Genomic DNA, 23,710 nt, shown 5'->3' on the forward strand with positions numbered 1-23,710 from the left:
TCCGTTCGCAACGACGGGAAATGGTTGCACAAGTGGTTGCAGTTCGGCGCGGTTCACTCCAGTCCGGGCAGTCTCGTGACCGCCGCCGTGAGCGCGAAACGGACCACGCCGGACGCGGTCGGACGGTACGATGTCGAACTTAAACCTCGCGGCCTTCACAGGCATACGGGTTCAAATCCCGTCCCGGGCACCTGCGGGTCTGAGCTATGCAGATGCCGCGCGAGTCTTCTTGGCCAAGCTCGAAACGAGCCCGCCGCGGCTGCAACAGCGGTGGCATTTGTCGCGCGATCATGACCACAGCGCCTTGAGACCACCTGAGACGTCGGCTAATGCACGTACATGCCGATGAGCGGATTGTCCGAGATACTGGGCGGCGATCCGGCAGCGGCTAGTTGACCTCCGCCTCGACGAGGTGCCAGTTGCGGGGGCTCGCGGCCACGAGTGTCTCGCCGAGTGGTCTGCGGAAAAGCAGGTGTCGGTACGACTTCAGGCCGTCCCCGAACACCTCCGGCGACGCGAGGACGTCGGAAGTGGACATCAGGGCGCTCGCGACGATCGGCGCCTCGTTCTCACCAACGGGCAACCACTTCCAGCGGCCACAGGTTGCGCAGGACGACCCCGTCTGATCGCCGTACTCGCTGTGCCGGGCCCGCACAGCCAGCACCAGTTCCTCTTGCCTGTGCCATGAATCGACCGTCAGCGCGGGGAGGATCTGCTGCACCCCGGTGGGACCCTTGCGCGGCTTGTGCACCTCGCCCAGGTTCACGCTGAAGCGTTCCGAGATGTCTGCAGCCAGTTGTTCCGAAACGCAGACAACGTCGAAGAGCCAGTTCGGCATCCAGACGTCGGCTGTCGGGAACTTGCTGCCCTGCATGGAGAGCGGGCCTGATTGCTCCACCAGTGGGGTACCGCAGCCCCGACACCAGCCGTCGTTGCCGTACATCGGTCCCAGACCGTAGGAGTCCTCGGGCCACGGCCAGCCGGGCGTGAATCGCGGGGCGATGGCCACCCAGTCAACTGACGGCTCCTGCACCGCGCAAGTATCGCGGCGAACGACATGAACCGCCACTCTCATGCAAGACGAGCCCCTCGAGGGGCCCGAATGCGCGCCGCCACCGTAGGACCGGGGGAGCGGGGCAACCTTCGGCTCCTCGCCTGAGGGCTCGTCGCGATGCGGAGAGACTGCCTGCGCACCTTGACACGTAAGTGTCCGCGGTTGTGGAGGCAACCAGTCATCGCCGAGCGAATCCCGCCCGGGACGCGACGCCTCAGTTTCCGCGGACCGACAGCGGAAACCAGCGACTCGCGAGGAGGCGCATCGTGCCCTTGCCCTTCGGGGGGATGTAGGCGACCAGTTCATAGCGCTCCTGCCGAGTGATCGACGACGTGACCTCTGATGGCAACCCGAATCCCTGCTGCATGTCGCCCGCGGTCTCGGTATCCCACACCATGTTGGTGTCACCCTTGTTGCGATAGGAGTGCAACAGGTCGAGCCCGAACCAGACGAGCGCACCGCCGGATTTCGTCCGCACGGCAAATACCGGGGTCGGGGCGGCAACGGCCCGGCTGGTCCCGGCCCAGTCGTTGCTCGTGTAGGCACTCCGGTTATCGACGATTCTGCTACGCACTGTCTGGAGGATGTCATCCTGCGCGAACCGTTTTGCGTACGGGCTCTCGCTGCCCTGGGTCACGGCGCCGGCCAAGACGGCGGCGACCTTGCCCGGCGGGGTCGCCAAGTGGTTGTCGCCCGCGGCCACGACCGCCGGGAAATCCGCCACGTCCACTCCGGGCGCGAGCGCACCGGTCGCCTTACTCGAGAACGGCGCGTAGGTCGCGCGCCACGGCGCACCGCTACGGTCCTGGACGAAAAGCAGGAAGTCCCGTGTCGCGGGCTCCGAACCGCGGTCCGTCGCGGCCGTGAAAAACCACTTGGGATAGCCCGTGACCATCGGTGCCGCACCCAGCGCTCCGACGTACTTGACCGGCGGGTAGCGCAAGTCGTTCTTCCGGTACACGCGGTACTGCGCGCTGTGGATCTTCAGAGCCGATCCCGTCTCTATCTTCGCAGCCCGTGCCGGGTCCAGTTTTGTGTTCGCCTGGCCGATAGCCGACATGTACCGCTTCAGCACGTCCTCCGCTCCACGCGTGCTGATCGCGGGGGTCGGCTTCGGGCGAGGCGACGGGGACGGCTTCGATGAGACGGTGGCAGCGCGATCTTCGGCGCCCTCCTGATCGCCGCCGCAGCCTGCCGTCGCAAACATGAGAGCAACGACCAGGGCGGTCGCCGGGGTCCAGCGCATTCGTGTCTCTCGCTTTCGTCGGAGTTGAAGCCGACCGATGATCTCGTCTCCTGGGCAGACGCGCCAAATCCTGCTCTCAGTAGCCGATGAATCGCACGTCGCGTCCATTCGACGCCACGGTGAGGAAAGCCACAGCCGCTGCGATGGCCAGAACCAGCAGGTCGTTGGTCACCACCGCGAGCCCAGCAGGCCCCGCAGCAAGGACCGCTCCACCCAGGAACCAGCATCTTTCCGACGCACCGCAGACAGTATGGGGACCGGTCGAATTCAAACCTCGCGGCCTTCACAGGCATACGGGTTCAAATCCCGTCCCGGGCACGAGTTGATGTACCCATCCCCGGCTCACCGCCGTCCCTTCTCCTGCCGGCTCCCGCCGGCGTCTGCGGCTGCAGCCCGCGATGCGCGCTACCGCGCAAGCGACCGACCCGTGGTCCCGCATTCTCGTTCTGAGTGACAGATATGTGAACGTGTTTCCGCCACCGTTCCGCACCTGCAGGAGATCGATGTTCAGTAGTTCGCGAAGCGGCGCTCGCCTCGATGCCCCACTGGTCGGAACAGCGACGACATGATCGATGGATCGTGAAGTTTCTGCCGGTAGCCTGTCGGATCCGGGGCGAGGCGTTCGTAGCAGGGGTGAGAGGCGGCCGGAGGAAGGCCGCCGGGACAAGGAGTCATGAGATGGCGAAGTACCTGATCTCGTTCGAGAAGGGTGCGATGGACCACTTCACCGAGGAGGACTGGCCCGAGGTGGGCAAGGCCTCCAACGCGGTGGAGCAGGAGGCCAAGGACGCCGGCGTGTTCGTCTTCGCCGGCGGGCTGGACTACGTGGACGACGACGTGGAGGCCGCCGTGGTGGCCGTCGACGGGGTGGTCACTGACGGCCCGTACCCGGAGAGCAAGGAGCTCATCGGCGGCGTGATGATCGTCGACGTACCCACCCGGGAGGAGGCCCTGAAGTGGGCCGCCAAGAACGCGGCCGCCTGCCGCTGTGCGCAAGACGTCCGCAAGTTCATGTACGACCAAGAGATCGACTGAGATCGCGTCGAGGCAGCATCTGCTGTCCGTCCACGGCCCCGCCTTGTACGGCGAGGCCCTGACCCATGCCTCCAGGGCCAGCCAAGGCACGGCCGAGGTGCGTCCTTCCAGAGCGAGTGGGCGAGGCGATCACCCGGGCCTAGCGGCCCGGGTGGTGGTCGCCGTCACCCGCCAGTCCGGTGACTCGACATCGCCGAGGACGCCGCCACGGACGGCAGGACTCCGGAACAGTTCGAGGTCTGGCGCGGCTTCAAGAGCCTCGCGGCCTAGTAGCCCGGGAAGACCTTCCGGAGCTCGTCCAGCGTGACGTTGCCAGTCACGCTCACGCCGGCGGCGTGCTCGGCGCCGAGGCGTCCGCTCACCAGCCGCACCACGGCCTCTGCTGGACCGTCGAATGTGGCCGTGGGGTCATCGACCGCGTCGGTCACGATGACCGTGTCGGTGATCTGGATGCCGCCGCCCGGGATCGCCAGGCGGACCTCCCGCTCGACCTGATCGGCCTTGCCGGCAAAGCCCAGAAGGAAGGCCAGCGGCCCGCCGAAGAGCTCGACGAGTAGCTCGGCCGAGTCCGGATCCACGGTCGCCGACGGGTCGACGCCGACGCGCACGTCCCAGGCGTGGTTGGCGACCTCGTTGAGCCGCATGCCGAGCGCGACCACCAGCGGCACCGGCTGGGGCAGGATGCCCAGGTCGATCTGGCGATCGCGCTGCTCGGCGCTGAGCGCCTCGACGGTGTCGAGGTACGCCGCGTCGTGTTTGACGAACCCGGCCGCTTGGTCGGCTGGAGACGCGGCGTTCCATCTGGCCCAGATCGCCTGGTTGTCCTCGGTCTCGACCTGCTCGCCTGCGGCGGTGGCGATCGGCTTGCGGGAGATCTCGGCACCGCTGCCGAGGTGCGAGAGCGCCTGCGCGACGGTCCACTCCGCCGCCCCACTGCGGTCCCTCAACTCTTGCTCGGTCAAGGTCGGCACCAGTGCGGCGAGGGTGTCGTGGTTGGCACGCAGGGCCGCGACGGCGCGGTCGACAAGTGAAGTCATGCCACGCACAACCTCGTGGGCCATGGCTTTCTTCCGGCATGCGAGGATCCCGTCCAGCTTAAGCAGAACGGCTCCACGCCCGGACAAGCCGCAGTCAGGGGTGGGCGGTCATGCCGAGGTATGTGCACCTCGTGGTACGCGTGTGATCGCTCGACCAGGCCAGTGGGCGCGCGACTGCGGAGCCGCCCGGATGTCATCCAGCAGGACCGCGGAGTGAGGTAGCCGGTCCTGCTCGGGTCTGTGATCATGCGCTGGTGAGTATGACCACGACCATCCAGGTCGGCGCGCGAGGGTTTTGGGCCACTGCAGACGCGTTTGGCGCGTGGATGGGCTATCTCGTCGAAGAGATCGCCAACCGTACGCCGGCCCTGCACGACCCCGCACTGCGCGGGATAGCCCAGCAGTGGCGCGTCGCGGCGGTGGTCACCGACTTCGGTGCCGACGCGGGTGAGCTGTCCGACGAGCAGCGGTCCGCCCTGCGCGCGATAGCAGTTACAGCACGCGCCAAAGCCGAATCCTTCGGAGATCTGTCGACCGAACAGATGCGGCAGTGGATCATTCTTGATGGCGATCCGGTCGCCGGAGGCTGGGCCGCCAACGGAACCCTGGAGCTCGCACGGATCCTTGAGGTAGCCGATGGCTTTATCGCCTTGCTGGACAACCAGTTCCCGCCCGATCCGTCTGCCGGCGCGTGGCTCCTGGGCACGGGCGAAGGCTACAAGGTGGTCCGCTATCGACCCGAGGCGCTCGCGAAGCCTCGCTGGGCGCGGAACAAGACCTAACAGGTGCGTCCGCACATGCCGCAGTTGGTGAGCGTGTGTGTGGTTGACGCGACCGAGATCGCTCCGGGGCACTGGGGGATTGGAGATCTCACAGCCAGGGCCGGCCGTTTCCGCGCGGCCTGGGAGCGGCCAGTCGGCGTCCGGATCCATCGGCGGTGCCACTCGTTAGCCTTGATTCATGAGGGCAGCGGTTCACACCAGGTACGGCCCGCCCGATGTCGTTCGGATCGAGGAGGTGGACGATCCGGTCCCTCAGGCGAACGAGGTGCTTGTGAGGGTCCACGCGACGACGGTGAACCGAACCGACTGCGGCTATCGGGCGGCGAAGCCGTTCATCGCCAGGTTCTTCACGGGACTCAGAAGACCACGAGTGACGATCATGGGAACCGAGTTCGCCGGAGTGGTCGAGGCCGTCGGAGCTGGTGTCACCGCATTCGAGGTCGGTAAGCGCGTCTTCGGCTACAGCGAGGGTCGATTCGGCTGCCATGCCGAGCTCGTGACCGTTCCCGTGAACGGTTCGATCGCCAGCATCCCAGCGAACCTCACCTTCGTCGAGGTTGCCCCGGGCACCGAAGCTGCGCACTACGCCCTCGCGGCCATCAGGAAGACCAAGATCCGCCACGGCCAGGCCGTCCTGGTCAACGGCGCAACCGGAGCCATCGGCTCGGCGGCGGTTCAGATCATCAAAGGGCTTGGAGCCCAGGTGACCGCCGTCTGCGACACCGCCCACCTCGAATTGGTCAGGGGCCTTGGAGCCGACCGAGTCATCGACTACACGACGGAGGACTTCACCAAGGACAACCAGCAGTACGACGTGGTGCTCGACGCGGTCGGCAAGAGCACCTTCGGTCGCTGCCGGCGACTGTTGAAACGACACGGGTCGTATCTGTCCTCCGATCTCGGTCCGCTCTGCCAGAACCCGGTCCTCGCGCTCGTCACCCCGCTGCTTCCTGGCAAGAAAGTCAGGTTCCCGATTCCGAGGGACAGCCAAGCGATCGTGAGGCACCTGAAGGAACTGATCGAGTCGGGAACCTTCAGACCGGTCATCGACAGGCGCTACCACTTGGACCAGATCGTCGAGGCCTACCGGTACGTCGAGACGGGGCAAAAGATCGGCAACGTCGTGATCGAGGTCGAGCCGCCTCGATAGCACCCACAACGCGCACTTCGCTCACAACACTGGTCGGCGCATCGCGAACGCGCACTCAGCTGCAATCCGCACGCTCATGCTGATGAGCGGACAGTTCAGCCCGGCTGATCGGTTGCGACCCGGGCGGCCCTCAGGATGCTCGACAGGCTCTCCGGGTGGGCCATCTTCAGGTCTGCGAGATCGCTGGGCTGGAACCAGCGAAGATCGTCGTGCTCCTCGGGTGCGGCGTTGACAGGTTCCCCTTCCCAGCGCGTGACGAGGAACGCGTGCACGTCGAGGGTGGGGTCGCTGACCGTCATAGGAATGGGCAGGGGGTCGTGGATGTGGACACCGAGTTCTTCGAGGCATTCTCGAATGACGGCTTGGTGAGGCAACTCGCCCGCCTCGACATGCCCGCCGGCGGAGAAGCTCCAGCAGTCGGGATACCACCGACGCGACGGATGGCGATGCACAAGGAGCACAAGACCGTCGCGCACAAGTACAGCGACTGAGATCGGAATCTGGGCGACCATGGCGACACACTAGGCGCCAACGCACTCTCATGCCGCCGCGAGTGAAGGAGGTCGTGCCGACGAGCGAGTTGCTTGATGCCAGCCCATGCCAGAATCCATCAAATGCTGAACCTTATCGTCGTGACGCACGGCGGTTCAGCCAGTCCTGTGATCGCGCACTGGCTCCGGATCCCCTCGGATGCGCTTGCTTACGCCAGCTTCCGCGTCGAGACGGGCAGCATCACCCACCTCCGCGAGGACGACTACTTCCACAACCGCACCCTTGTCGAACTCAACGACACCACCCACCTTCGCCGGGCCTGACGCAACGAACGCACAGACATGCCGCTGCCAGGGACGCGCGGTCATGCCGATGAGCGTGCGTGCGTGACACCCTGTCGGGCGTGAGATCTGATGACCTCCGCGAGCCGTGGTTTCGACTCCAGCCCGAGCATGCTCGCGTTCGAGCGGGAGGCAGTACGGCGCGGGTTTCCGACGCTGAGCTGGAGTTCGGGCCAGACTTGGTCATGCACTATCGGGGTCGACCGTTCACGGGCATCGCCTTCGACGTCATGGAGAACGGCACCCGTAGCGAACTCTCTTATGTCGACGGTTTACAGCATGGACCGGCTCGGGACTGGGATGCCTCAGGACGGCTCCGAGCCGAGGACTCCTGGCGCGCCAACCTCCGCCACGGCGTGAGTCGCACCTACGACGAGAGCGGGGCTGTGATCTCAGAGCAGTGGTGGGACCACGACAGAAGGGTGAATGCTCCACCGTCTGACGCGTGAGCGCCGTCCCAGTCCCGCGCCGAACGAAACGACCGCTCATGCCGCAGACGGAAGGCGCGGTCATGCCGACGACTGTGCTCGCGCGTCGGCTGGCACATTCGACATGGCCGAGGCTGTCCGCCGGTGTTTGTCGGCGCACTGGGGCAGGATGACCGCGTGACGGTTCTGCTTCTCGGCGACAGCAACCTCGCTCGGCTTTATCACGGGCTCCCGGATCTCGTACCGCTAGCGTTTGGCGCCTCCGTCGAGTGCCGGGCCGTCGGCGGCGCCTGGTCCGGATCTCTTCGGGACCAGATCGGCGACCGGACGTTGTCGGAGTACGACGCGATCGTGCTATCAATCGGCAGCAGCGACAACCATCCCGCATTCGCCAGCTCCCCGGCGCTCTTCCGCGAGAACGTGTCGCGTGAGCTGGAACGCGGTGGCCGCTGGATCGCCCTCGTGCCACCGGGCCTGGCCCGTGCTCCGGAGCCCTTCGACACCGCCGAGGTCAACGCTCTGATCCGGGTCTACGCCGGGGTGCTGGCCGAGCTTGTCTTGGCGCGCGGAGGGATCGCACTGGACGTGCGTGGGGTGGCCGACAGGCTGGGCCCCGCAGCGTTCGATGCCGACGGCATGCACCTGACACGTGTGGCTTACCAGGAGATGGTGCCGGAGATCGCCGGCGCGATCGAAGCGAGCACCCAGTGAGACTCCTCCCAGTGGTGTGATCGAGATGCAGAGCGGCTTTCCCTGGACGCCTCTTGGGTGACCGACCACGAACCACCCTGCCAACACGGAGTCGCGGCCGGGGAACGTACGCATCTGCCGCGATGAGGTGCACTCTCGTGCCCGCGAGGGGTAGGTCTCCAGGCAAGATAGGCATATGGGCTACTCCGTCAGCCTCATCAAGGGCGAGGTCGTCATTCCCGCGTCGAGTGCGGACGCCGCACTGGCGGCGATTCGTGACCTCGACCGTCGTGACGCCCTGAAGACTGGATGGTCTCGCGACGAGCAACGCGTCAAGCGCCGCCACTGGGCCTTCACGCTGCCCGCCAGAATCGAGGCATCACAGACCCTGGGCGACATCCTGCGGGCGTTCCGCTTCGAGCCGATGTTGGAGCCGGACGGTGAGCTGTATGGCGTCGAGTTTGTCGGCGAGAACGTAGGAGATGACCTGCACCTGTGGACCGCGCTGGCGCCCTTTGTGGAGCCTGCGGAGAGATGATCTGGCTGGGTGAGGATGATGCCCTCTCGCGATGGTACTTCGATGGAGAGGCAGTCAAGGTCAGCGCCGGTCGTATGGTCTTCGACTGAGCCCAGCGATCACCAAACATAAGCACAAGTAGCCGCGATCCGCTTGGCGTCGCTGGTCAGCGGTGTTTGCGCGATGTCGGACTCCGCCCATCCCAGTCAGCATCTGGGTGTGCAAGGAGATGCCCGAGCGCGGCGAACGCATCGCCGAGGGATCCGTTCCGTGGAAGATCCCGCGCTCGCGTCCTCAACCTCCGCGACACACCTCTGCTCGCCGCGGTGGATCCAATTGGCGACACCATGTTCAACCGTTTCCAGCTGCAGCAGCAACTGCCCAAGGAGATCGCGTACCTCCGGCAGCACCTCACAAGCAACGACGAAATTGCCATGCTCGATGAACTAGACCGCCTCGTCGATCTGGCGACCGAACGGGTCCATCGCTACCTGTGGTTTGTCGGACTGATCCGCTCCGGCGGATCTGGACCCCGTCCGCTCAGCCGCGATCCGCACGGTCGTGCCGAGCTGAGTGTGTTTGCTGCACTCACTGTTCGGCTGCGACGATCACCTCCGCGACGCTCCAGTCGCTTGGGTTTGAGCGCGCCAAGAACTCGCCGAGCGGTCGCGCCTGAACAACTGATGCCCGAACGAGCTGAGTCAGTCGCCGACTCTCGGGGCCCCCCACATGGACAGGCAGAACGGATGCCCGGCCGGGTCGGCGTACACGAAGCAGTGGTCTGCGTTGGGCTGATGCTCGAATCGGGTAGCGCCGGCCGCCAGCACACGCGCTCCGGTCGCCTCCAGGTCGTCGACGAAGAACTCGAGGTGCATCTGCATCCCCACCTCGCTATCCGGCCAGGTGGGTGGCCGGTAGTCGTCGATCTGCTGGAACCCGATGTCACCGTTCGGCCCTTCTACGAGCGCCCAGTACTCGTCACCCTTCGCGACCCCGCCGGTGATCTCGGCGTAGAACCGCGCGAGCGCGATTGCGTCGGGCGCATTGACCGTCGTCAGGCTGAGCCTGATCAGGTCCGACATCAACGGATCTCCATCTGCTGGTATGTCGGCGTGAGCTCTTCCCAGCGTTCCTTCCAGCCGCGCGCTCCGGCATCGGAGCTCCAGCCCTCCGGATGGACCGGGCCGTCGACCTCCAGCGACCGACCGAGATCCTCGAGGTGGACCCGCCAACCAGAGGCGTGGAACGGGAGATGCATCATCGGCAGGCCGCGCTCCTCGACCACCAGCCGGGTCTTGGAGCCCTCCTCGGTCAGCCACGCCTCGATCTGCCCCTCGTCGTCCGTACCCGGCTCCGTCGTCAGCAGCAGGTGGTGGGGCGCATCGCACACCTCGACGCGCGCCGGACCGGTCCAGCTGCTCGTGAAGACGGCCTGGATCGTGCCGCCGACCCACATGTCGCCGTCGACCCGGGCGATCCAGCGGGCCAGCCGCTCGGGCGCCGTACACGCCTGCCAGAGGTCGCCGATGTCCGTGTCGTAAAGGTCCTCGACCCGGACTGCTCCGAGGGTCTCGTCGAGCGTTCGCATCGTCGCGATCGTGGTCATCGTCGTGCCTTCTTTCCTCGTGCGATCTCGGTATGAAGAGCGTCGAGCCGGTTCTCCCAGAGCCGGCGGTACTCTCCCAGCCACTCGTCGACCTCGACGAGCGCCTCCGGGCGGAGTGTGTAGATCCGGCGCTGCGCGTCCTGGCGTACGTCGACCAGCCCGGCTTCCCGCAGCACGCGGAGATGCCGGGACACGCCCGGGCGAGCGATCGGGAGAGCCTCGGCCAGCTCTCCTGCACTCGCCGGGTGGTCGCGGAGAATCTCGAGAACCGTGCGCCGGCTCTCGTCTGCCAGCGCGTGCAACACGGCGTCCATGGTGCTAATGTAACCATATGGGTACGTACCCGCAAGGTTACATTCGGCCCTGTGAAGAAGTGTTGTGTCCGGGAGGTTCAGAAATGACGGTGGCAGTCGACGCCGAGATCACCGCGTTGCTGCAGTGCCTCCAGAGGCAGCGAAACCACGTGCTGGGTGCCGTGGAAGGGCTGAGCGATGAGGCGCTGCGGCGCCCCGTGCTGCCCTCTGGGTGGAGCTGCCTGGGGATGGTGCAGCACCTCACGCTGTCGGTGGAGCGTTTGTACTTCCGTGCCGTTGTGGCTGGGGATCCGGTGGTCATCGACCAGGTCGGTAGCCAAGGCAGCGCATGGCAGGTGGATCCCGGGCTGCTGTCGGCCGCCGACGTCCTTGACCGCTATCGCCATGAGGCTTCCTTGGCGGATGCCGTCATCGCCGCCTCATCCCCAGATGCCGACCTGGTCTGGTGGCCCTTTCCCGAGGGTGAGTGGCGCCTGCACAATGTTCGGGATGTCCTGCTCCATGTGATCACTGAGACCGCCTGCCACGCCGGACACCTCGACGCGGTTCGCGAACTCATCGACGGGCAACAGTGGCTGGTGAACACCTGACCAGTAGCCCTGGCTCCGTGCTTCGATTCCCGTGCGGCCGAACCCTGGTTGCGCCAATCCGATCCCCCATGTCGGACCTGGCGACCACTGTGACGGCCAACCGGACATGGCGCGATCCGCGCGCTCATGCCGGTGAGTGTGTGTCGAGCGAGACCCCGGATCAAGCAGGCTCGACGGTGAGCAGGTGAGGCTCTGGAAGCTCGTCCGGGCTGGTCTCACTCGCGCCGACCCAGTCGATGCCGCCGAGGATCTCCCCGAGGTCAGCGTCCTTAATGGTGGAGAGGAACAGGCCGTCGTAGGAGTCTGGGAGCCCAGCATTCACGCGAATGGTCATTCCCAGGCCACGGGCACGCTGGAAGTCGACGGACGGACAGCCGCAACTGCACTTACCAACGACGAGTACCTCGTTCGCCTGGCGGCGGAGGTTGTCGACACACGGGAAGTCAACTGACAGCAGCGCCGCTAGTACTTCCCGTTCACGGGTAGTCAGCGTCCTAGGGTCCATGTCGGTCATCGTGGCACCTGAGGCCGACGTGTGCGATCGCGTTTTGCCGCTGACAGGACGGCATGGCATGCCGCTCGTCGGCCAGGTCCAAGGAGCGCACCCGCGCGCCTGCTACGCCTGCTCGAATGTCACGTCGGCGGTTAGGTCATCGAACGTCGGCCCGCCGGGGCCAGCGCTCGCCTGAAGAGTGACCGCCGTGTCGCTCCTTTGTTCGACGAGGAGACCGGCGTTCGATACCCATGCCATCGTCGAGCCCCAGCGCTCGTGCTTCCAGATGTTCCAGATCCGAACAGAGAGCGCTTCACGGCCGCGGAGCGGGTTCACATCGATCTCCACGCAGTCGGGTGCTGTGGCCGTCCAGAGTGCAAACTTCTTGGACTTCTCGCCGTTGACCGTGAGACAACCACCGTCCGCGCTAATGCCGACGCCCTGCTGGAGATCGCCAGTAGCCCGCATTCGTACCTTCAAGACGCCGGCAGGCAACGGCGCCATCACGTGGGACATGGGTACGAGCCGGCCATCCAACTCGATCGGCTCACCACGCGACTCCACAAACCGGCTGCCCAGATCGCTCACGCAGGAAGCATCCCACGATGTCGATGCTCTCGCCGGGAGCGGATCAGAGGGCGAAGAACGACGACAGTTCTCGGGCGAAGGCTGACATCTCGGCACCCGCCTCGACGTCTACGACCACTGCGGCGCTCCACTTGTCGTAGATGCTGGACGTGATCCACCAGCGGAGGTCGACGTGCCCACGTGACGACCAAGTGGCTTCAACCCCGAGGTCGTGATCCTGGTTCTCCCACCTGCGTGTGCCGTTCCAGCCTCGAAAGTCCTCGCCCAGTTGCTCAAGGAACGCGGGCAGGCCGCTGCCGGCGGTGTCGAGACTCAGTACCAATGCCTGTGCTGTCAGCCCGTTGCCCGAAAGGCGAACCGTGTACTCGACGATGTCGTCCGAGGCCAGGTGCGGGTCCGAGGCATCGCGGTAGCGACAGTGCGGGGATGCGAACTCGATCTGCGCCTCGCGATCCCCGCTACCCCACCGAAGAGCCACGGCAGTGCCGTCCTCAGACACATGCAGCATGGCGCGATGATCGCACGAGCCGGTGGCGCGAAACGCACTCCCAGCCGCGATCCGTGCTTTCGACTGTCGCAGATCACCTGGCGGACGAGCGTCGCGTTCGGGTGGGCCCGGACCTACGAAAGCGCCCGTGCCGATGATGGGCGGTGCACTGGGCTGAGAGCTCTAGTCGGGCTCAGCCATGGAAGTTCGGCGAGCAGTTCCGCGGTGCAGAGCCAGGTGCCCGCCGAGGAAGCCCGCACCCGCCATGACCAGGTTCCCGGCTACGGCAAGCCCTGTGCCGAGCCGGTGCCCGCCGCGCAGACGCGCGACGAGCGAGCCGGCAAACAAGAACGTTGCAGCGTCCATGCCGAGCGCGTGGACCGCACCGATCCTGCGTTCAGCGCCCGACAATTCCGCCCAGTCGCCGGCGCCTGCGAGAGCCGTCGGCACGGACGCCAGCAGTCCGAACCCGGCGAGGAGTGTCGCCCCGCGACGCGACTCGGACCCGCCGGCGAGGTCGAGAAGGGACGTGCCGAGCCAGCACCCGGTGGTCACGTCGGTAAGCGACGGATGCAACGAATGACCGAGCACGTCGGTGTGCAGCGGGCTGCGTCGTGCCCAGTCGATCAGCGGCCCGTAAGCCAGCTCCTGAGCGCGGGCCATCCGCTCGGAGAGTGGGCTGTCGCCGACCGCGCGGACTGCGCGTTGCGGCAAGGATCTCGATGCCACGCTCTCAAGATACGCTCACGGCCATCGCCGCTGGAAGCAGACTGTGAAGAGACCCGTGCTGCGATGGCCGAGAACCCCTGACTGAAACGCATTGTCATGCCGCCGAGTGCATGGCGGCGCCCGCTCGGATCTGCCGCACAGGGCAGATCTGGGCGATCCGATTGTGGGTCTGTTCCGAATTGCTCGCGCAACGGGTGCTCGGCTATCCGCGGTGTTGCGGTCGGGTGGGCGCTGACAGCTCAGTAGGAGGACGCCATGGTCACGAAGTACGCAGTGTTGGGGGGTGGCGGCCGCTGTCAGGGCATCCGGAGCGGGCTGCTCCGGTACGTTGCGTCCATGACAGATTGCGGCGTGGTCACGGCGGCTACTGACGCCGGAATGCTCTCGTTGTGGTGCCCGGCGTACTACCGCGATGTCGATCGGTACGACGTCTGGGAGACGCGGGTCAATGAGCGCCTTGGTGATGCGATCAGCACCGGCGAACTGCTGCCTGTCAACGTCGGGTCGGACGGTGCCTTCGGCGTCCGCGTCGCGATCGATCCACCTGACCTGACTGAGCGCGAGCGTGCCTACTGGGTCGTGACAAGTGAGCCCTACCTGCTCGCGGTAGCGGGCCAGGAAGTGTGCTTGAGCTGATCGAGGCAGTCGGGGACACAGATCGAGCGCCGTTTCGGACCACGATCCCAGACGGTCGCTACTCCGTGCGGGCAACCATCATCGCTTGGGACGAAGAACCGGGAGGCGTCGGTCCCGACGGGCGTCCGACAGAAGATGCCCTACCGGACCTCGTGGTGCAGATCGCTCCGGAGACGGGAACGGAGGCGTACCGCGCTGCTGAAGCCACGTTCGATCCGCCTGAGTGACCTGACCAGCCGCTGTCCGTGCGCGGTCAGCCTGTTGCAGCCCGATCGAAGGCAACCACCGCCGCCCGGTGGCCACTGGGACGGATTCGACGATCTCTACGGCAAGCTGGCCGATTCAGTCGTGGATCTCGTCCATCACCTGTTCATCGGGCGATCGCGAGAGTTCGACAGGCAACTGCCCGACACACACTGACCTGTGGCTGGTAGAACTCTCCAGGTGTCTCGGATGGAGGGTGACAGACCATGGCTGTAGACGGCGAGGACGTCGCGGGGAGTTCACGTACGGCCCCAGTTCGACCAATGTTGCGTGCACCAACCACGGCATGGTGCCTCGCCCTACTGCCGGTGACGTGGGTCGCGTATGACGTAATTGCGTTCGAACTGTTCGGCGCAAGCGACGCCGCGATGGGGGCACTCCTCTTCGCAATGCTCACGAACTGGGTAGTGGTCGGCGCGGACTCTGTGGCGCTAAGCCTCGATTCACCGATGATCTGGGTGGGGTGAGCGTGGCGTAACGGACGGATGCCCTTGCGGGCTGGGAGATTGGGACTTGTCTAGGGTTCCAGATCACCGAGCGCGAAGGGCATCCGTCAGATGCAACTGTCTCACAGGCCACGGTCGGTGTCGGCGAGGTTCGATGATCCGAATCTGGTGTCGTCGGGTGGGCTGGTGCCGGCGATGGCGCTGGCGGAGTCGGTGGGTCTGCGTGAGCTGGGTGATCAGCGGTTGAGTGTGCCGACGGACAAGGGCGCGAACGCGGGTCTGAAGGTCTGCTCGCTGGTCGCGGGGATGGTGGCCGGTGCGGACTCGATCGACGACATGGCGTTGCTTCGGCATGGCGGGATGCGGAGGGTGTTCGGGAGTGTTTATGCGCCGTCGACGCTGGGGTCGTTCCTGCGGACGTTCACCTTCGGCCATGTCCGCCAGCTCGACGCGGTCGCTTCCCGGTTCCTGGCCGCGCTGGCCGATCGGGCGCCGCTGGTCGGTCAGCCCGCACGCGGAACAGAGGGGGAGCATGTGTTGGTCGATGTCGATGACACGATCATCGAGGTGCACGGATACGCCAAGCAGGGTGCGGGGTTCGGCTACTCCGGTGTCCGTGGGCTGAACGCGCTGCTGGCCACCGTCACCACCAGCGGCGCCCAGGGATCCGGCACTGCGCCGGTGATCGTGGCGCAGCGGCTGCGGAAGGGATCGGTCGGCTCGCCGCGCGGCGCCAAGCGCCTGATCACCGACGCGCTGAAGACCGTGCGCGGACTGCATGGACTGTCGTCCGGCAAGCCGCTGGTGCGGGCCGACTCGGCGTTCTACGGCTGCGGCCTGGTGCTGGCCGCGGTCCGTGCCGGTGCCGAGGTCTCGGTCACCGTCCGCCTCGACAAACGGGTCAAGGCCGCGATCGCCGCCATCGCAGACGACGCGGATGCATGGACTCCGATCGAATACACCGACGCGATCTTCGACGAGCAGACCGGTCAATGGGTCTCCCGCGCGGAGGTCGCCGAAATCCCGTTCACCGCGTTCGCGTCCCGCCGCAAAGCCGACCGGGTGCCAGGCCGGCTGGTGGTCCGCCGGATCCCCGACCTCAACACCAAGAAGAAGGCGGCCGGACAGGACACCTTGTTCGACATCTGGCGGTTCCACGCCTTCTTCACCACAACCGGCACCGACGCGATGGACACCGTGACCGCCGACAAGACCCACCGCGGTCACGCGATCATCGAACAAGTCAACGCCGACCTGAAGAACTCAGCGCTCGCTCACCTGCCGTCCGGGGTGTTCACCGCGAACGCCGCCTGGCTGGTGCTCGCGGTGATGGCGTTCAACCTCACCCGTGCCGCCGCGACCCTGGCCGGCGGTGAACTGGCCAGAGCAACCACCGCCACGATCAGACGCAAACTCGTCAACGTCGCCGCCCGGATCGCATCATCAGCCCGCCGCATCACCCTCCACCTGCCGCTCGGCTGGCCCTGGCAGCCCCACTGGACCACGCTGTTCGATCGAGTCTGCGGGCCACCAGCCACCGCCAACTCCTGACCACCACGCCGACCACGGCACCAACCGCACGCCCCAGTGGAACACCCCCGCAGCGAGGCGGGACACCCCACCACGCCCACACAGCCCAGCATCAAGCCGATCCGGAATCAGCGCCCCACGCCAAGTCGATCGGTGGATCGAGGCTAAGGCGAGTCGGCGTACGGGTCTCAGCGTGGTGGGGCATCTTGCTTCTCCCCGTCTATGTGATCCTGCGTACGAGGCGGGCGGGCAGGTCGCCAATAGTCCCTGCTGCGTTCTTTGCCCTCGCGGTGGCATACCTGTTCTCCGGCGATCTCATCCTGGATGGACTCGACCTGCCCTGACCTCAAGCGCGGCCACATAGCCCAAGCGGCGCCGGGTGCCACGAGGGGGTGTGCTCGGCGGCCCGGGGGTCCCGCTGGCAGTTCGGCCGTCACTGGCAATCGCGAGCGCGCATCTGCTCGGCGAACCACAGCATCGCGTACTCGTGCACGTCTTCGTCAACAACCCTTGGCGTTGTACGTGATGCGCGAGTCGGCCAATCCGTGTAACTCGACCGACCCGGATTGGAACCTCGCATCGAGGGGGCCATCTGGGAGCTGGAACGGAGTGGCGTAGAGCGTGCCGCATTGATCGTGCAGATCGACAGATACCCAGATGCGGTCGACAGGATGGACCTGCAGCACGCGAGGCGCCTGCAGGCGTGTGATGCAGATCCTTCCGTCCGTGCTGCACGCTGTGGAGGTGTCGTGCGTGACGATTCGAGAAACGATCGAGGCCGCGGCCATGACTACCAGCATGACCAGCGCTCCGGCGGCCATCCATGCAACGCGCGCTGTGGTCGCGACACCATCGGTCACAGTTTCGTCCATGCCGCTGATTTTGCCCCGGCGAAGTGCCACCGGCTGGTGACACCGCACGCCGTACGCCGTGACTATCGCACATCGTCTGGCGGACCTGGTCGCGGATCAGTCGGCATGGGTGCAGAGTGGTGACTACGCGCCGGCTGAGAACAGGACCACCGCGAGGAGAGCCCGATGGGTATCGAGCTGAACCACACGATCGTGCACGTGAAGGACCGATGGTCCGCTGCTCGTGATGTCGGCGAGGTACTCGGTCTGCCGGAGGCAGGAGCGTACGGGCCGTTCGCCGAGCTGAAGCTGGACAACGGGGCGAGCCTGGACTTCATGGACACCGAGGGCGAGATCCACGGCCAGCACTACGCCTTCCTTGTGAGTGAGGAGGAGTTCGACCTGATCCTCGGTCGCTTGCGGGACGACGGCCGCCAGTGGTGGGCGGACCCCTTCAAGCGTCAACCGCAAGAGATCAACGACGGGGACGGTGGCCGCGGCCTCTACTGGGAGGGTCCTGACGGGCACTGGCTCGAGATCATCACCCGTCCGTACGGCAGCGGCGGCTGATCTCCGAGCCGCCGCATGCGCGCCAGGACTCGGTCTACCGGATCTGCCGCCGACAATGCGCTCAACTGCCGATGACACGAAGCTTCGGACCTGCGTGACCTCGACGCCGATCGGCTCGCACGCCCGGTGACCGGAGTATCTTGCGCTGGTGACAACAGCCGGTGTCTGGGAGTTCTACGAGGCCCTTGTCGAGGGCTCTCGGCAAGATCTGACTCCGGTTCAGCGTGGCGTGGCCGCGATTTGTGACCTCCGTCAGGAGGTCAACTCCGGTGGTTTCGATTCCTACTTCTCCCACTGGGGCGGGAAACACTGCAGACGAAGCACTCGCCGCCTTGCCGACCTCGCTCGGTGAAGCCTGGGCCGCTCTCTTACGCCAAGCCATGCATCTGCTTGGACCCAACTACCCGAATGAGCAGAGCCAGCGGGAGACGCTGATCGAGGAGCTCGATCTCTACGACGCCTTCGACGCCCTAGATGAACGCTTCTATGCCCTGGAGGTTTCCACCGACGCCGATGCTCGTCTGACCGCCCTGTTGAGCTAGCCAATCTGACAACCCACGCGCCCGGACATGCCGCTAGTACAGCCGTCGATCGTTATGGATCGACACGTGCCACTAGGAGGTCTGGCGGCGCCGTACCTGGGCGTCCAGTAGCTCGCGCAGACGGGTCTCGTCAGCCGCGCTGGCCAGTCCACGCTTGGGCAGGATCAGGAAGGGCCCGTCGGATGGACGCCCGATCCCCAGCCTGAGGATGAATGCACGGCTGCTCTCCTCGACGTCGCGGATCCGGGACCATCCCCACCAGCACTCGAATTCCTGCTGCCGGCGGGACAGGCCCCGCTTGTCGGCCACATACTCGACTGGATCCTGCACGAGCGGGTCGTTGTTCCACCGCAGTTGCCGGGCTCGCCCTGACAGCAGGCCAAGCAACAGGAGCAGTACGCCGCCCACGACGGCGAGGACGGTCAGCTTCAGAATCAGGCCCACGGCGAGCAGGATCGTGGCAACAGCCATCGGCTTGACCATCTGCCGCCGATAGGCCGGCCGGCGCGCTAGCTCCCGCAGGTCCTCCTTCTCCGGCGTCCACCGCAACATGATCGCGTCTGCGTGCGTCTCGATCGCCATAGCCGCAGAGCGTACCGTCGTCGGACACGAACCCGTGAGGCGTCGAGGTCGGTCCGGTCCCGGCCGCCTGGCGTCGGCGACGGCAAGCTCAGTTCACGCTGCGATCATCTGTGGCAAGCGGCCCGCGAACCCCGGGCGTAACGATCTACGGCTGTAGTACCTCGCCGGGTGGCCAGTATCTTCAGGTTAACTTGGAGTGTTCTGGTGAGACGATTGATGGGGGTGCCTGAGCGAGCAAAGTTGGTATCTCCTTGACGGCGAGCTCGACCACCTCAGTGCAATTTGCCTGTGCGCATTCACAATCGAAGACGCAGTTCTGCTTGTTGAGTCCCAATCGGAGTCTTTCGGTTGCCTGTTTGGCTAGTTGGTGGTTGCTGATACGAATCAGAGACTGCCGGGCCTTGGTGGTGCGGGCTGCGGGGGAGGATTCCAGGGTTGTGCCGAAGCTCTGCTCGACCGCGGTGAGGGTTTGCTCGACAGTCTGACCGTCGACCACGACGACGGTTGCGTTGGTTCCCTCGAGTTGGCTCTGCACGAGGTTCCATCCCCAGACATAGTCTTTGTGCACGCCGCCTGGATGTCTGTGTTCCAGTCTTGCGAGTTGTTCGTCTCTGGAGGGCATGAGCCACACTGCGTTCGCGGCGACCCCGGCGATCTTGGGCGTGACGAATGCGCCTTCGACAACAACCGATGTATCCACAGGCAGTGCGTGGATGTCTTCCAGGATCATCGGCCCGCGGTCGAAGTCTCCTGGGCCGGTGCCCAGGACGTGACGTCCGGCTGCGGCTGCGCGCTGCTCATGAGTGAATGTATGGGCATCTACGCTGTACCAGAGAAATCCATGTTTTCGCGCGAGTAGGCGGCTCACTGTCGTCTTGCCTGCCGCCGCCGGACCGCCTATCCAGAATATCCCCGCTTCTTTACTCATATGAGGAAAGTCTAACCGCTGCGCTACCCGGGATACTGCTGATATGCGACCACCCCTCGTCCTCACCGGCGGGCCGGCTGTCGGGAAGAGTTCGACAGCGCGACTCCTGGCTCAATCGCGTCCGCGAGCGGCCGTCATTGACGTCGACGACGTACGCCACATGGTCGTCAGTGGCCACGCAGCCCCGTGGGACGGGGAGGACGGACGACGCCAGCAGCGCCTGGGTGTGGAGAACGCCTGCAGCCTGGCTCGCAACTTCGTGGCGCAGGACATCGAGACGGTGATGTCGGATGTGATCACTCCAGACACGATGCCGCTGTATCGGCAGTGGCTCCCGAACGCCGTCGTCATCCGCCTCCAGGTAACGATGGATGAAGCCCAGCGACGAGCGATGAGCCGCACGCAGTACCTCACAGGCGAGGAGTTCGAGACCCTTCACCTGGAAGACGCGCGGCACCCTCCGCCCGCGGATCATCACCTTGATGTCACCGACCACGACATCAACCAGCAGGTTGCGGCGATCGCGGCGCTCTGGAAACAAGCGCAACGCCGCTAGGGGAGCAGACCGAAGTGGCGCAGGGTGCGCTCAGCGACCTCGTGCGGCCCGAGCGTGCTCGTGTCGATGACCAACTCGTCCAGATCCGCGGCCTCGAGGCGGGCGGCGATCTCATCGCAGCGCTCCAGGTGCCAGTCCAGCGCCGTTTGCTGGCTCGCGCTGTAGCGGCCCCGCAGTCGTTTCCGGATGGTGCCGGCATCGGCGGTGAGACGAACCATGCGAATCCGGCGGTCGACCGCGGCTGCGTAGCGCTCTCGATCAGCTACGGTCGAGATCACCCCACACATGACCAACTGGCGCGGGCCGACTGACTGATAACACTTCCAGACTGCGGCGATGTTGTGAGCCTCAACCAGAGCATTGTCCGGATCGGCGGGCGGCCAGGAGCGGTGGAACCAGTCAACGTCCATCAGGCTGAAGGGCCTACCTACTTTCGCGAGCAGATCCCCGACATGGTCAAGGGTTGATGATTTGCCGGCTCCAAATCCACCGTTCAGGAAGATTGCGTAGTCGTTGTCGTTGATCTTGGCTCCTACTTGCAGGCGGCGGCCAACGAACCGGTTGATGACTGCTACTCGGACTCGCCTTCGAGGGCCAGGCGGTAGCCGCTGGGGGTTTGGAGGAGGAGACGGCGGTATTTCCAGGTGGGGGTGGGTTCGTTGACTTCGAGTTCGTACTGGAGGCCGGCTGCTGTGCAGCGGTCGGCGGCGGCGTCGATGTCGGAGACCCCGATCTGCCAGGAGAGGACGCTGGGTGGGTCGTTGTCGCTGCTCGCCTGCTGGATGCCGAAGTGGATGGTGTCGGTGCCGAAGGCGATGAAGTCCGGGTACTCCTCGCCCTCGTAGATGACCGGCAGGCCGAGCTTCTCGTAGAACTCCCGTTCGGCGGCGAGATCGGACACGTTCAGTACGGGCGCCAGTCGGGTGAACAGCGGGTCGGCGGACATGGGCTCAGTCTCCACTGAGCAGGCGGTAGACGGACACGTGGCTGGGCGAGTCGGCCGTGAAGGCGGAGCCGGACCAGTCGGCGTGGCGGGATTCGAGGGTGAAGCCGGCGAGTTGGGCCATCAGGTCGAGTTCGGCCGGCCAGATGTAGCGGTGTGGGGTCCGGAAGAGCTCGGCCTGGGTGCTGCCTTCGGCGAAGTGGAAGTGGTGGGATACGACGTGCTGCTTCAGTACGTCGTACGTGTCGAGGAGGATGTAGCGGGACTCGGCCACGCCGACGGTGGCGGGCGTGCCGGGTGGGAGGCGGCGGAGTTCGGGGACCCACAGTTCGATCACGAAGTGACCACCAGGGGTGAGGTGGCGGGCGGCGTTGCGGAAGCAGGCGACCTGCTCCTCCTGCGTCAGCAGATTCGCGATCGTGTTGAAGACGAGGTAGACGAGCGTGAACTCACCCGGCACCCGTACGGCGGACATGTCGCCGGCGACGACCGGGATGGTGTCCTCATCGGCCTTGGTCCGCAGCTGCGCGATCATCGCCGTGGACAACTCGATCCCACTCACCGGTACGCCGCGCTCCGCCAGCGGGATGGCGACCCGGCCGGTGCCGATCGCCAACTCCAGCGCCCGCCCATCACCCGCGAGCTCGGCCAGCCGATCCACCGTCGGCCCCAGCACCGAATCGGCGAACATCCCCGTCCCCGGGGTGTCGTACCGCTGCGCTACATCCGCATTCCACAGCTGGTTCTGATGCGAGGCCTTCGACCACCGCATCACGTCCTCATCGCCGGCCTCCCCGACCTTCGTGAAGCCGAGCCGGTCGTACAGGCGCCGAGCGTCCGGGTTGTTCCGCTCGACATGCAGCTCCAGCGGTACGCCGCGAGCCCCCGCCTCGGACTGCAGTTCCGCGATGATCGACGTACCGATGCCGCGGTTCTGCACCGACGGATGGAGCTGGATCCCGTTCAACTCAACGGCTTCCGGCGTCCGGCTCACCCGCAGCCGGCCCGCGGAACGCCCATCGACCTCGACCACGCACAAAGCCGACGGTCCGTCGGCCTGCTCGACGGACCACCCGGCGAATCCTGCCCGCCACGCAGCCTCGTCGAAATCCGCAGGCAACCGCCCCTGCGCCCGAGTCGCCTCGAGCACCACGTCGGTCAGGAACTCAAAATCTGCCGGTGTGGCCGGCCGGATCCGATACGCCATGGCAAACCAACCTAGGTCCGGCGCCTCCGATCGGCCACCGGATTTCATCCGACTCTGATAGACGTCTGTGAGAAGTGTTGATCGGGCGGGTACGACGAGCATCAATAGAGGTGTGGAGAGTTACCGCAATCCCGTGCTGGCGGCCTCGCTGCTCGCGCCACCGGCTGTCTGCGCACTTCTGACGCCGTTCCGCGACAGCTTCGACAACGCCAACGCCGCACTGTTGCTGGCTGTGGTGATCGTGGCGGTCGCCGCCTTCGGAATCCGGCTGGCCGGCGTACTCGCGGCGGTGTCGAGCGCGGTGTGGTTCGACTTCTTCCTGACCGTGCCTTATAACACGTTCACCATCGACAGCCGCGATGACATCGAGACCACGATCCTGCTGGTCCTGATCGGTATCGTCGTCAGCGAGATCGCGATCTGGGGCCGTCGGCAACAGGCCCGGGCGTCGCGGCACCGCGGGTACCTCGACGGTGTGATCACGACGTCCCAGGCCGTTGCGAGTGGTGGGTCCGCCGACGACTTGATCGACCACGTGCGGGCGGAGCTGACCGCGGTACTGGGGATCGACGGAGCGAAGTTCGTTGCCGGGGACAAGCAAACGTCGGCGCCGCAGCTGAACGCCGACGGGACCGTGACGCGCGGCGGGCATGTGCTCAAGGTGGAGCGTGACGGCCTGCCGACCAACTCTGAGATCGAGCTCTCCGTCCACCACGCCGGCGCGACCCGCGGCCGCTTCCTGCTCACCGCCGCCGCCCGGATCGCCCGCCCCGATCTCGAGCAGCGCCTCGTCGCAGTGGCCCTGGCCGAACAGGTCGGCGCCGCCCTCTCCACCCAGGAACCCCTCCACCCGCACCTCTGATCGGCCTGCGGGAGCACGACGTCCCGGGTGGCCACCGGCAAAGCGTCGTACCTGCCCATACAGGTACGACGCCGAGCCGCGTCTGGCCGATTCGCCCGACTTCCGCCATGATCCGGACGTGAATGATCAGGAGATCACCGTCCGGGTGGGGGAGCTGGCGACAGCAGTCGGACACCCGATGCCATCGATCAACTGGACGAGCAAGCGGGGGACG

Annotated in this window: 31 protein-coding genes; 14 read left to right on the forward strand and 17 right to left on the reverse strand. The window is 65.8% G+C overall.

What is annotated here, in order from left to right:
* Positions 1–388 precede the first annotated feature (388 nt).
* Positions 389–1,033, reverse strand: coding sequence for a hypothetical protein (locus OG817_RS01100; protein ID WP_406051556.1), 645 nt, complete (start codon positions 1,031–1,033; stop codon positions 389–391).
* Positions 1,034–1,268: 235 nt separating this feature from the next.
* A complete protein-coding gene (locus tag OG817_RS01105; RefSeq protein ID WP_406051557.1) occupies positions 1,269–2,129 on the reverse strand; it encodes a hypothetical protein in 861 nt (286 codons plus the stop codon).
* An 849-nt stretch (positions 2,130–2,978) separates the two neighbouring features.
* Between OG817_RS01105 and OG817_RS01110 the strand changes: the two genes are divergently transcribed.
* Entirely contained in the window at positions 2,979–3,335 is a 357-nt protein-coding gene (locus OG817_RS01110; protein ID WP_406051558.1) for a YciI family protein, read from the forward strand.
* 266 nt (positions 3,336–3,601) lie between these two features.
* Here OG817_RS01110 and OG817_RS01115 read toward each other — a convergent pair whose 3' ends face one another.
* The gene (locus OG817_RS01115; RefSeq protein WP_406051559.1) at positions 3,602–4,372 is read right to left on the reverse strand and encodes a maleylpyruvate isomerase family mycothiol-dependent enzyme; all 771 of its coding nucleotides are present in this window, start codon (positions 4,370–4,372) and stop codon (positions 3,602–3,604) included.
* A gap of 260 nt (positions 4,373–4,632) precedes the next feature.
* Between OG817_RS01115 and OG817_RS01120 the strand changes: the two genes are divergently transcribed.
* Entirely contained in the window at positions 4,633–5,154 is a 522-nt protein-coding gene (locus OG817_RS01120) for a hypothetical protein (RefSeq protein ID WP_406051560.1), read from the forward strand.
* Between the two features lie 178 nt (positions 5,155–5,332).
* On the forward strand, positions 5,333–6,304 hold the full coding sequence (locus tag OG817_RS01125) for an NAD(P)-dependent alcohol dehydrogenase (RefSeq protein WP_406051562.1): 972 nt from the start codon (positions 5,333–5,335) through the stop codon (positions 6,302–6,304).
* Positions 6,305–6,399: 95 nt separating this feature from the next.
* On the opposite strand, the gene OG817_RS01130 is transcribed toward OG817_RS01125, so the two are convergent.
* Positions 6,400–6,816 (reverse strand): NUDIX domain-containing protein, encoded by a 417-nt coding sequence (locus OG817_RS01130; RefSeq protein WP_406051564.1) that lies wholly within the window; start codon positions 6,814–6,816, stop codon positions 6,400–6,402.
* Between the two features lie 102 nt (positions 6,817–6,918).
* Between OG817_RS01130 and OG817_RS01135 the strand changes: the two genes are divergently transcribed.
* The 3 genes from OG817_RS01135 to OG817_RS01145 all read left to right on the forward strand — a co-directional run bounded on the left by OG817_RS01135 (position 6,919) and on the right by OG817_RS01145 (position 8,793).
* The gene (locus OG817_RS01135) at positions 6,919–7,119 is read left to right on the forward strand and encodes a hypothetical protein (RefSeq protein WP_406051565.1); all 201 of its coding nucleotides are present in this window, start codon (positions 6,919–6,921) and stop codon (positions 7,117–7,119) included.
* Positions 7,120–7,709: 590 nt separating this feature from the next.
* A complete protein-coding gene (locus OG817_RS01140; protein ID WP_406051566.1) occupies positions 7,710–8,276 on the forward strand; it encodes an SGNH/GDSL hydrolase family protein in 567 nt (188 codons plus the stop codon).
* Positions 8,277–8,451: 175 nt separating this feature from the next.
* Positions 8,452–8,793, forward strand: a complete 342-nt coding sequence (locus OG817_RS01145) for a hypothetical protein (RefSeq protein ID WP_406051567.1) — start codon at positions 8,452–8,454, stop codon at positions 8,791–8,793.
* A gap of 680 nt (positions 8,794–9,473) precedes the next feature.
* On the opposite strand, the gene OG817_RS01150 is transcribed toward OG817_RS01145, so the two are convergent.
* The 3 genes from OG817_RS01150 to OG817_RS01160 are packed head-to-tail and all read right to left on the reverse strand — an operon-like array spanning position 9,474 to position 10,692.
* Positions 9,474–9,854: a VOC family protein gene (locus OG817_RS01150; protein WP_406051568.1), complete on the reverse strand. Its 381-nt coding sequence runs from the start codon at positions 9,852–9,854 to the stop codon at positions 9,474–9,476.
* Complete coding sequence (locus OG817_RS01155) at positions 9,854–10,378, reverse strand: SRPBCC domain-containing protein (protein WP_406051569.1); 525 nt, start codon at positions 10,376–10,378, stop codon at positions 9,854–9,856. Before OG817_RS01155 ends, OG817_RS01150 begins: the two co-directional genes overlap by 1 nt.
* On the reverse strand, positions 10,375–10,692 hold the full coding sequence (locus OG817_RS01160; protein WP_346385528.1) for a metalloregulator ArsR/SmtB family transcription factor: 318 nt from the start codon (positions 10,690–10,692) through the stop codon (positions 10,375–10,377). Before OG817_RS01160 ends, OG817_RS01155 begins: the two co-directional genes overlap by 4 nt.
* Positions 10,693–10,775: 83 nt before the next feature.
* Between OG817_RS01160 and OG817_RS01165 the strand changes: the two genes are divergently transcribed.
* Entirely contained in the window at positions 10,776–11,282 is a 507-nt protein-coding gene (locus OG817_RS01165; protein ID WP_406051570.1) for a DinB family protein, read from the forward strand.
* A gap of 160 nt (positions 11,283–11,442) precedes the next feature.
* Here OG817_RS01165 and OG817_RS01170 read toward each other — a convergent pair whose 3' ends face one another.
* From OG817_RS01170 to OG817_RS01185, 4 genes are all read right to left on the reverse strand, one after another.
* The gene (locus tag OG817_RS01170; protein ID WP_406051572.1) at positions 11,443–11,796 is read right to left on the reverse strand and encodes a hypothetical protein; all 354 of its coding nucleotides are present in this window, start codon (positions 11,794–11,796) and stop codon (positions 11,443–11,445) included.
* Between the two features lie 102 nt (positions 11,797–11,898).
* Positions 11,899–12,363 carry a hypothetical protein gene (locus OG817_RS01175; protein WP_406051574.1) on the reverse strand — a complete coding sequence of 155 codons (465 nt, stop codon included), beginning with the start codon at positions 12,361–12,363 and terminating at the stop codon, positions 11,899–11,901.
* Positions 12,364–12,406: 43 nt separating this feature from the next.
* Entirely contained in the window at positions 12,407–12,871 is a 465-nt protein-coding gene (locus OG817_RS01180; protein WP_406051576.1) for a DUF6228 family protein, read from the reverse strand.
* A 162-nt stretch (positions 12,872–13,033) separates the two neighbouring features.
* Positions 13,034–13,579: a hypothetical protein gene (locus tag OG817_RS01185; RefSeq protein ID WP_406051577.1), complete on the reverse strand. Its 546-nt coding sequence runs from the start codon at positions 13,577–13,579 to the stop codon at positions 13,034–13,036.
* 336 nt (positions 13,580–13,915) lie between these two features.
* Here OG817_RS01185 and OG817_RS01190 point away from each other — a divergent pair, with 336 nt between their 5' ends.
* Entirely contained in the window at positions 13,916–14,215 is a 300-nt protein-coding gene (locus OG817_RS01190) for a hypothetical protein (protein ID WP_406051579.1), read from the forward strand.
* Positions 14,216–15,036: 821 nt separating this feature from the next.
* Positions 15,037–16,476 carry an IS1380 family transposase gene (locus OG817_RS01195; RefSeq protein ID WP_406048654.1) on the forward strand — a complete coding sequence of 480 codons (1,440 nt, stop codon included), beginning with the start codon at positions 15,037–15,039 and terminating at the stop codon, positions 16,474–16,476.
* Positions 16,477–16,955: 479 nt separating this feature from the next.
* Here OG817_RS01195 and OG817_RS01200 read toward each other — a convergent pair whose 3' ends face one another.
* Positions 16,956–17,327, reverse strand: coding sequence for a hypothetical protein (locus tag OG817_RS01200; RefSeq protein ID WP_406051580.1), 372 nt, complete (start codon positions 17,325–17,327; stop codon positions 16,956–16,958).
* Positions 17,328–17,492: 165 nt separating this feature from the next.
* On the opposite strand from OG817_RS01200, the gene OG817_RS01205 reads away from it, so the two are divergent.
* From OG817_RS01205 to OG817_RS01215, 3 genes are all read left to right on the forward strand, one after another.
* The gene (locus tag OG817_RS01205; protein WP_360441942.1) at positions 17,493–17,876 is read left to right on the forward strand and encodes a VOC family protein; all 384 of its coding nucleotides are present in this window, start codon (positions 17,493–17,495) and stop codon (positions 17,874–17,876) included.
* A gap of 148 nt (positions 17,877–18,024) precedes the next feature.
* Positions 18,025–18,228, forward strand: a complete 204-nt coding sequence (locus OG817_RS01210) for a DUF4375 domain-containing protein (protein WP_406051581.1) — start codon at positions 18,025–18,027, stop codon at positions 18,226–18,228.
* Positions 18,146–18,418, forward strand: coding sequence for a hypothetical protein (locus OG817_RS01215; protein ID WP_406057671.1), 273 nt, complete (start codon positions 18,146–18,148; stop codon positions 18,416–18,418). Before OG817_RS01210 ends, OG817_RS01215 begins: the two co-directional genes overlap by 83 nt.
* Before the next feature lie 72 nt (positions 18,419–18,490).
* On the opposite strand, the gene OG817_RS01220 is transcribed toward OG817_RS01215, so the two are convergent.
* Both OG817_RS01220 and OG817_RS01225 read right to left on the reverse strand, forming a co-directional pair.
* On the reverse strand, positions 18,491–19,000 hold the full coding sequence (locus tag OG817_RS01220) for a YcxB family protein (protein ID WP_406051582.1): 510 nt from the start codon (positions 18,998–19,000) through the stop codon (positions 18,491–18,493).
* A 181-nt stretch (positions 19,001–19,181) separates the two neighbouring features.
* Positions 19,182–19,928: a hypothetical protein gene (locus OG817_RS01225; protein ID WP_406051583.1), complete on the reverse strand. Its 747-nt coding sequence runs from the start codon at positions 19,926–19,928 to the stop codon at positions 19,182–19,184.
* Between the two features lie 160 nt (positions 19,929–20,088).
* On the opposite strand from OG817_RS01225, the gene OG817_RS01230 reads away from it, so the two are divergent.
* A complete protein-coding gene (locus OG817_RS01230; protein ID WP_406051584.1) occupies positions 20,089–20,484 on the forward strand; it encodes a hypothetical protein in 396 nt (131 codons plus the stop codon).
* Here the strand turns inward: OG817_RS01230 and OG817_RS01235 are convergent.
* The 3 genes from OG817_RS01235 to OG817_RS01245 all read right to left on the reverse strand — a co-directional run bounded on the left by OG817_RS01235 (position 20,481) and on the right by OG817_RS01245 (position 22,634).
* The gene (locus tag OG817_RS01235; RefSeq protein ID WP_406051586.1) at positions 20,481–20,702 is read right to left on the reverse strand and encodes a hypothetical protein; all 222 of its coding nucleotides are present in this window, start codon (positions 20,700–20,702) and stop codon (positions 20,481–20,483) included. The genes OG817_RS01230 and OG817_RS01235 overlap by 4 nt on opposite strands.
* A 353-nt stretch (positions 20,703–21,055) precedes the next feature.
* Positions 21,056–21,430, reverse strand: coding sequence for a VOC family protein (locus OG817_RS01240; protein ID WP_406051587.1), 375 nt, complete (start codon positions 21,428–21,430; stop codon positions 21,056–21,058).
* Positions 21,431–21,434: 4 nt separating this feature from the next.
* Positions 21,435–22,634 carry a GNAT family N-acetyltransferase gene (locus OG817_RS01245; RefSeq protein WP_406051588.1) on the reverse strand — a complete coding sequence of 400 codons (1,200 nt, stop codon included), beginning with the start codon at positions 22,632–22,634 and terminating at the stop codon, positions 21,435–21,437.
* 112 nt (positions 22,635–22,746) lie between these two features.
* On the opposite strand from OG817_RS01245, the gene OG817_RS01250 reads away from it, so the two are divergent.
* Positions 22,747–23,496, forward strand: coding sequence for a DUF4118 domain-containing protein (locus OG817_RS01250; protein WP_406051589.1), 750 nt, complete (start codon positions 22,747–22,749; stop codon positions 23,494–23,496).
* Positions 23,497–23,710 lie beyond the last annotated feature (214 nt).

It is taken from the genome of Kribbella sp. NBC_00889 (assembly GCF_045207705.1).
Classification (GTDB): domain Bacteria; phylum Actinomycetota; class Actinomycetes; order Propionibacteriales; family Kribbellaceae; genus Kribbella.

Coding starts and splice junctions, on each gene's coding strand:
- OG817_RS01195 (WP_406048654.1), top strand. CDS start 15,037: ATGCAACTGTCTCACAGGCCACGGTCGGTGTCGGCGAGGTTCGATGAT.
- OG817_RS01220 (WP_406051582.1), bottom strand. CDS start 19,000: ATGGCGATCGAGACGCACGCAGACGCGATCATGTTGCGGTGGACGCCG.
- OG817_RS01155 (WP_406051569.1), bottom strand. CDS start 10,378: ATGACCACGATCGCGACGATGCGAACGCTCGACGAGACCCTCGGAGCA.
- OG817_RS01235 (WP_406051586.1), bottom strand. CDS start 20,702: ATGGTTCGTCTCACCGCCGATGCCGGCACCATCCGGAAACGACTGCGG.
- OG817_RS01245 (WP_406051588.1), bottom strand. CDS start 22,634: ATGGCGTATCGGATCCGGCCGGCCACACCGGCAGATTTTGAGTTCCTG.
- OG817_RS01150 (WP_406051568.1), bottom strand. CDS start 9,854: ATGTCGGACCTGATCAGGCTCAGCCTGACGACGGTCAATGCGCCCGAC.
- OG817_RS01170 (WP_406051572.1), bottom strand. CDS start 11,796: ATGACCGACATGGACCCTAGGACGCTGACTACCCGTGAACGGGAAGTA.
- OG817_RS01145 (WP_406051567.1), top strand. CDS start 8,452: ATGGGCTACTCCGTCAGCCTCATCAAGGGCGAGGTCGTCATTCCCGCG.
- OG817_RS01135 (WP_406051565.1), top strand. CDS start 6,919: ATGCTGAACCTTATCGTCGTGACGCACGGCGGTTCAGCCAGTCCTGTG.
- OG817_RS01165 (WP_406051570.1), top strand. CDS start 10,776: ATGACGGTGGCAGTCGACGCCGAGATCACCGCGTTGCTGCAGTGCCTC.
- OG817_RS01230 (WP_406051584.1), top strand. CDS start 20,089: ATGGTCGTCAGTGGCCACGCAGCCCCGTGGGACGGGGAGGACGGACGA.
- OG817_RS01200 (WP_406051580.1), bottom strand. CDS start 17,327: ATGGACGAAACTGTGACCGATGGTGTCGCGACCACAGCGCGCGTTGCA.
- OG817_RS01110 (WP_406051558.1), top strand. CDS start 2,979: ATGGCGAAGTACCTGATCTCGTTCGAGAAGGGTGCGATGGACCACTTC.
- OG817_RS01120 (WP_406051560.1), top strand. CDS start 4,633: ATGACCACGACCATCCAGGTCGGCGCGCGAGGGTTTTGGGCCACTGCA.
- OG817_RS01190 (WP_406051579.1), top strand. CDS start 13,916: ATGACAGATTGCGGCGTGGTCACGGCGGCTACTGACGCCGGAATGCTC.
- OG817_RS01240 (WP_406051587.1), bottom strand. CDS start 21,430: ATGTCCGCCGACCCGCTGTTCACCCGACTGGCGCCCGTACTGAACGTG.
- OG817_RS01130 (WP_406051564.1), bottom strand. CDS start 6,816: ATGGTCGCCCAGATTCCGATCTCAGTCGCTGTACTTGTGCGCGACGGT.
- OG817_RS01225 (WP_406051583.1), bottom strand. CDS start 19,928: ATGAGTAAAGAAGCGGGGATATTCTGGATAGGCGGTCCGGCGGCGGCA.
- OG817_RS01180 (WP_406051576.1), bottom strand. CDS start 12,871: ATGCTGCATGTGTCTGAGGACGGCACTGCCGTGGCTCTTCGGTGGGGT.
- OG817_RS01160 (WP_346385528.1), bottom strand. CDS start 10,692: ATGGACGCCGTGTTGCACGCGCTGGCAGACGAGAGCCGGCGCACGGTT.
- OG817_RS01205 (WP_360441942.1), top strand. CDS start 17,493: ATGGGTATCGAGCTGAACCACACGATCGTGCACGTGAAGGACCGATGG.
- OG817_RS01125 (WP_406051562.1), top strand. CDS start 5,333: ATGAGGGCAGCGGTTCACACCAGGTACGGCCCGCCCGATGTCGTTCGG.
- OG817_RS01115 (WP_406051559.1), bottom strand. CDS start 4,372: ATGACTTCACTTGTCGACCGCGCCGTCGCGGCCCTGCGTGCCAACCAC.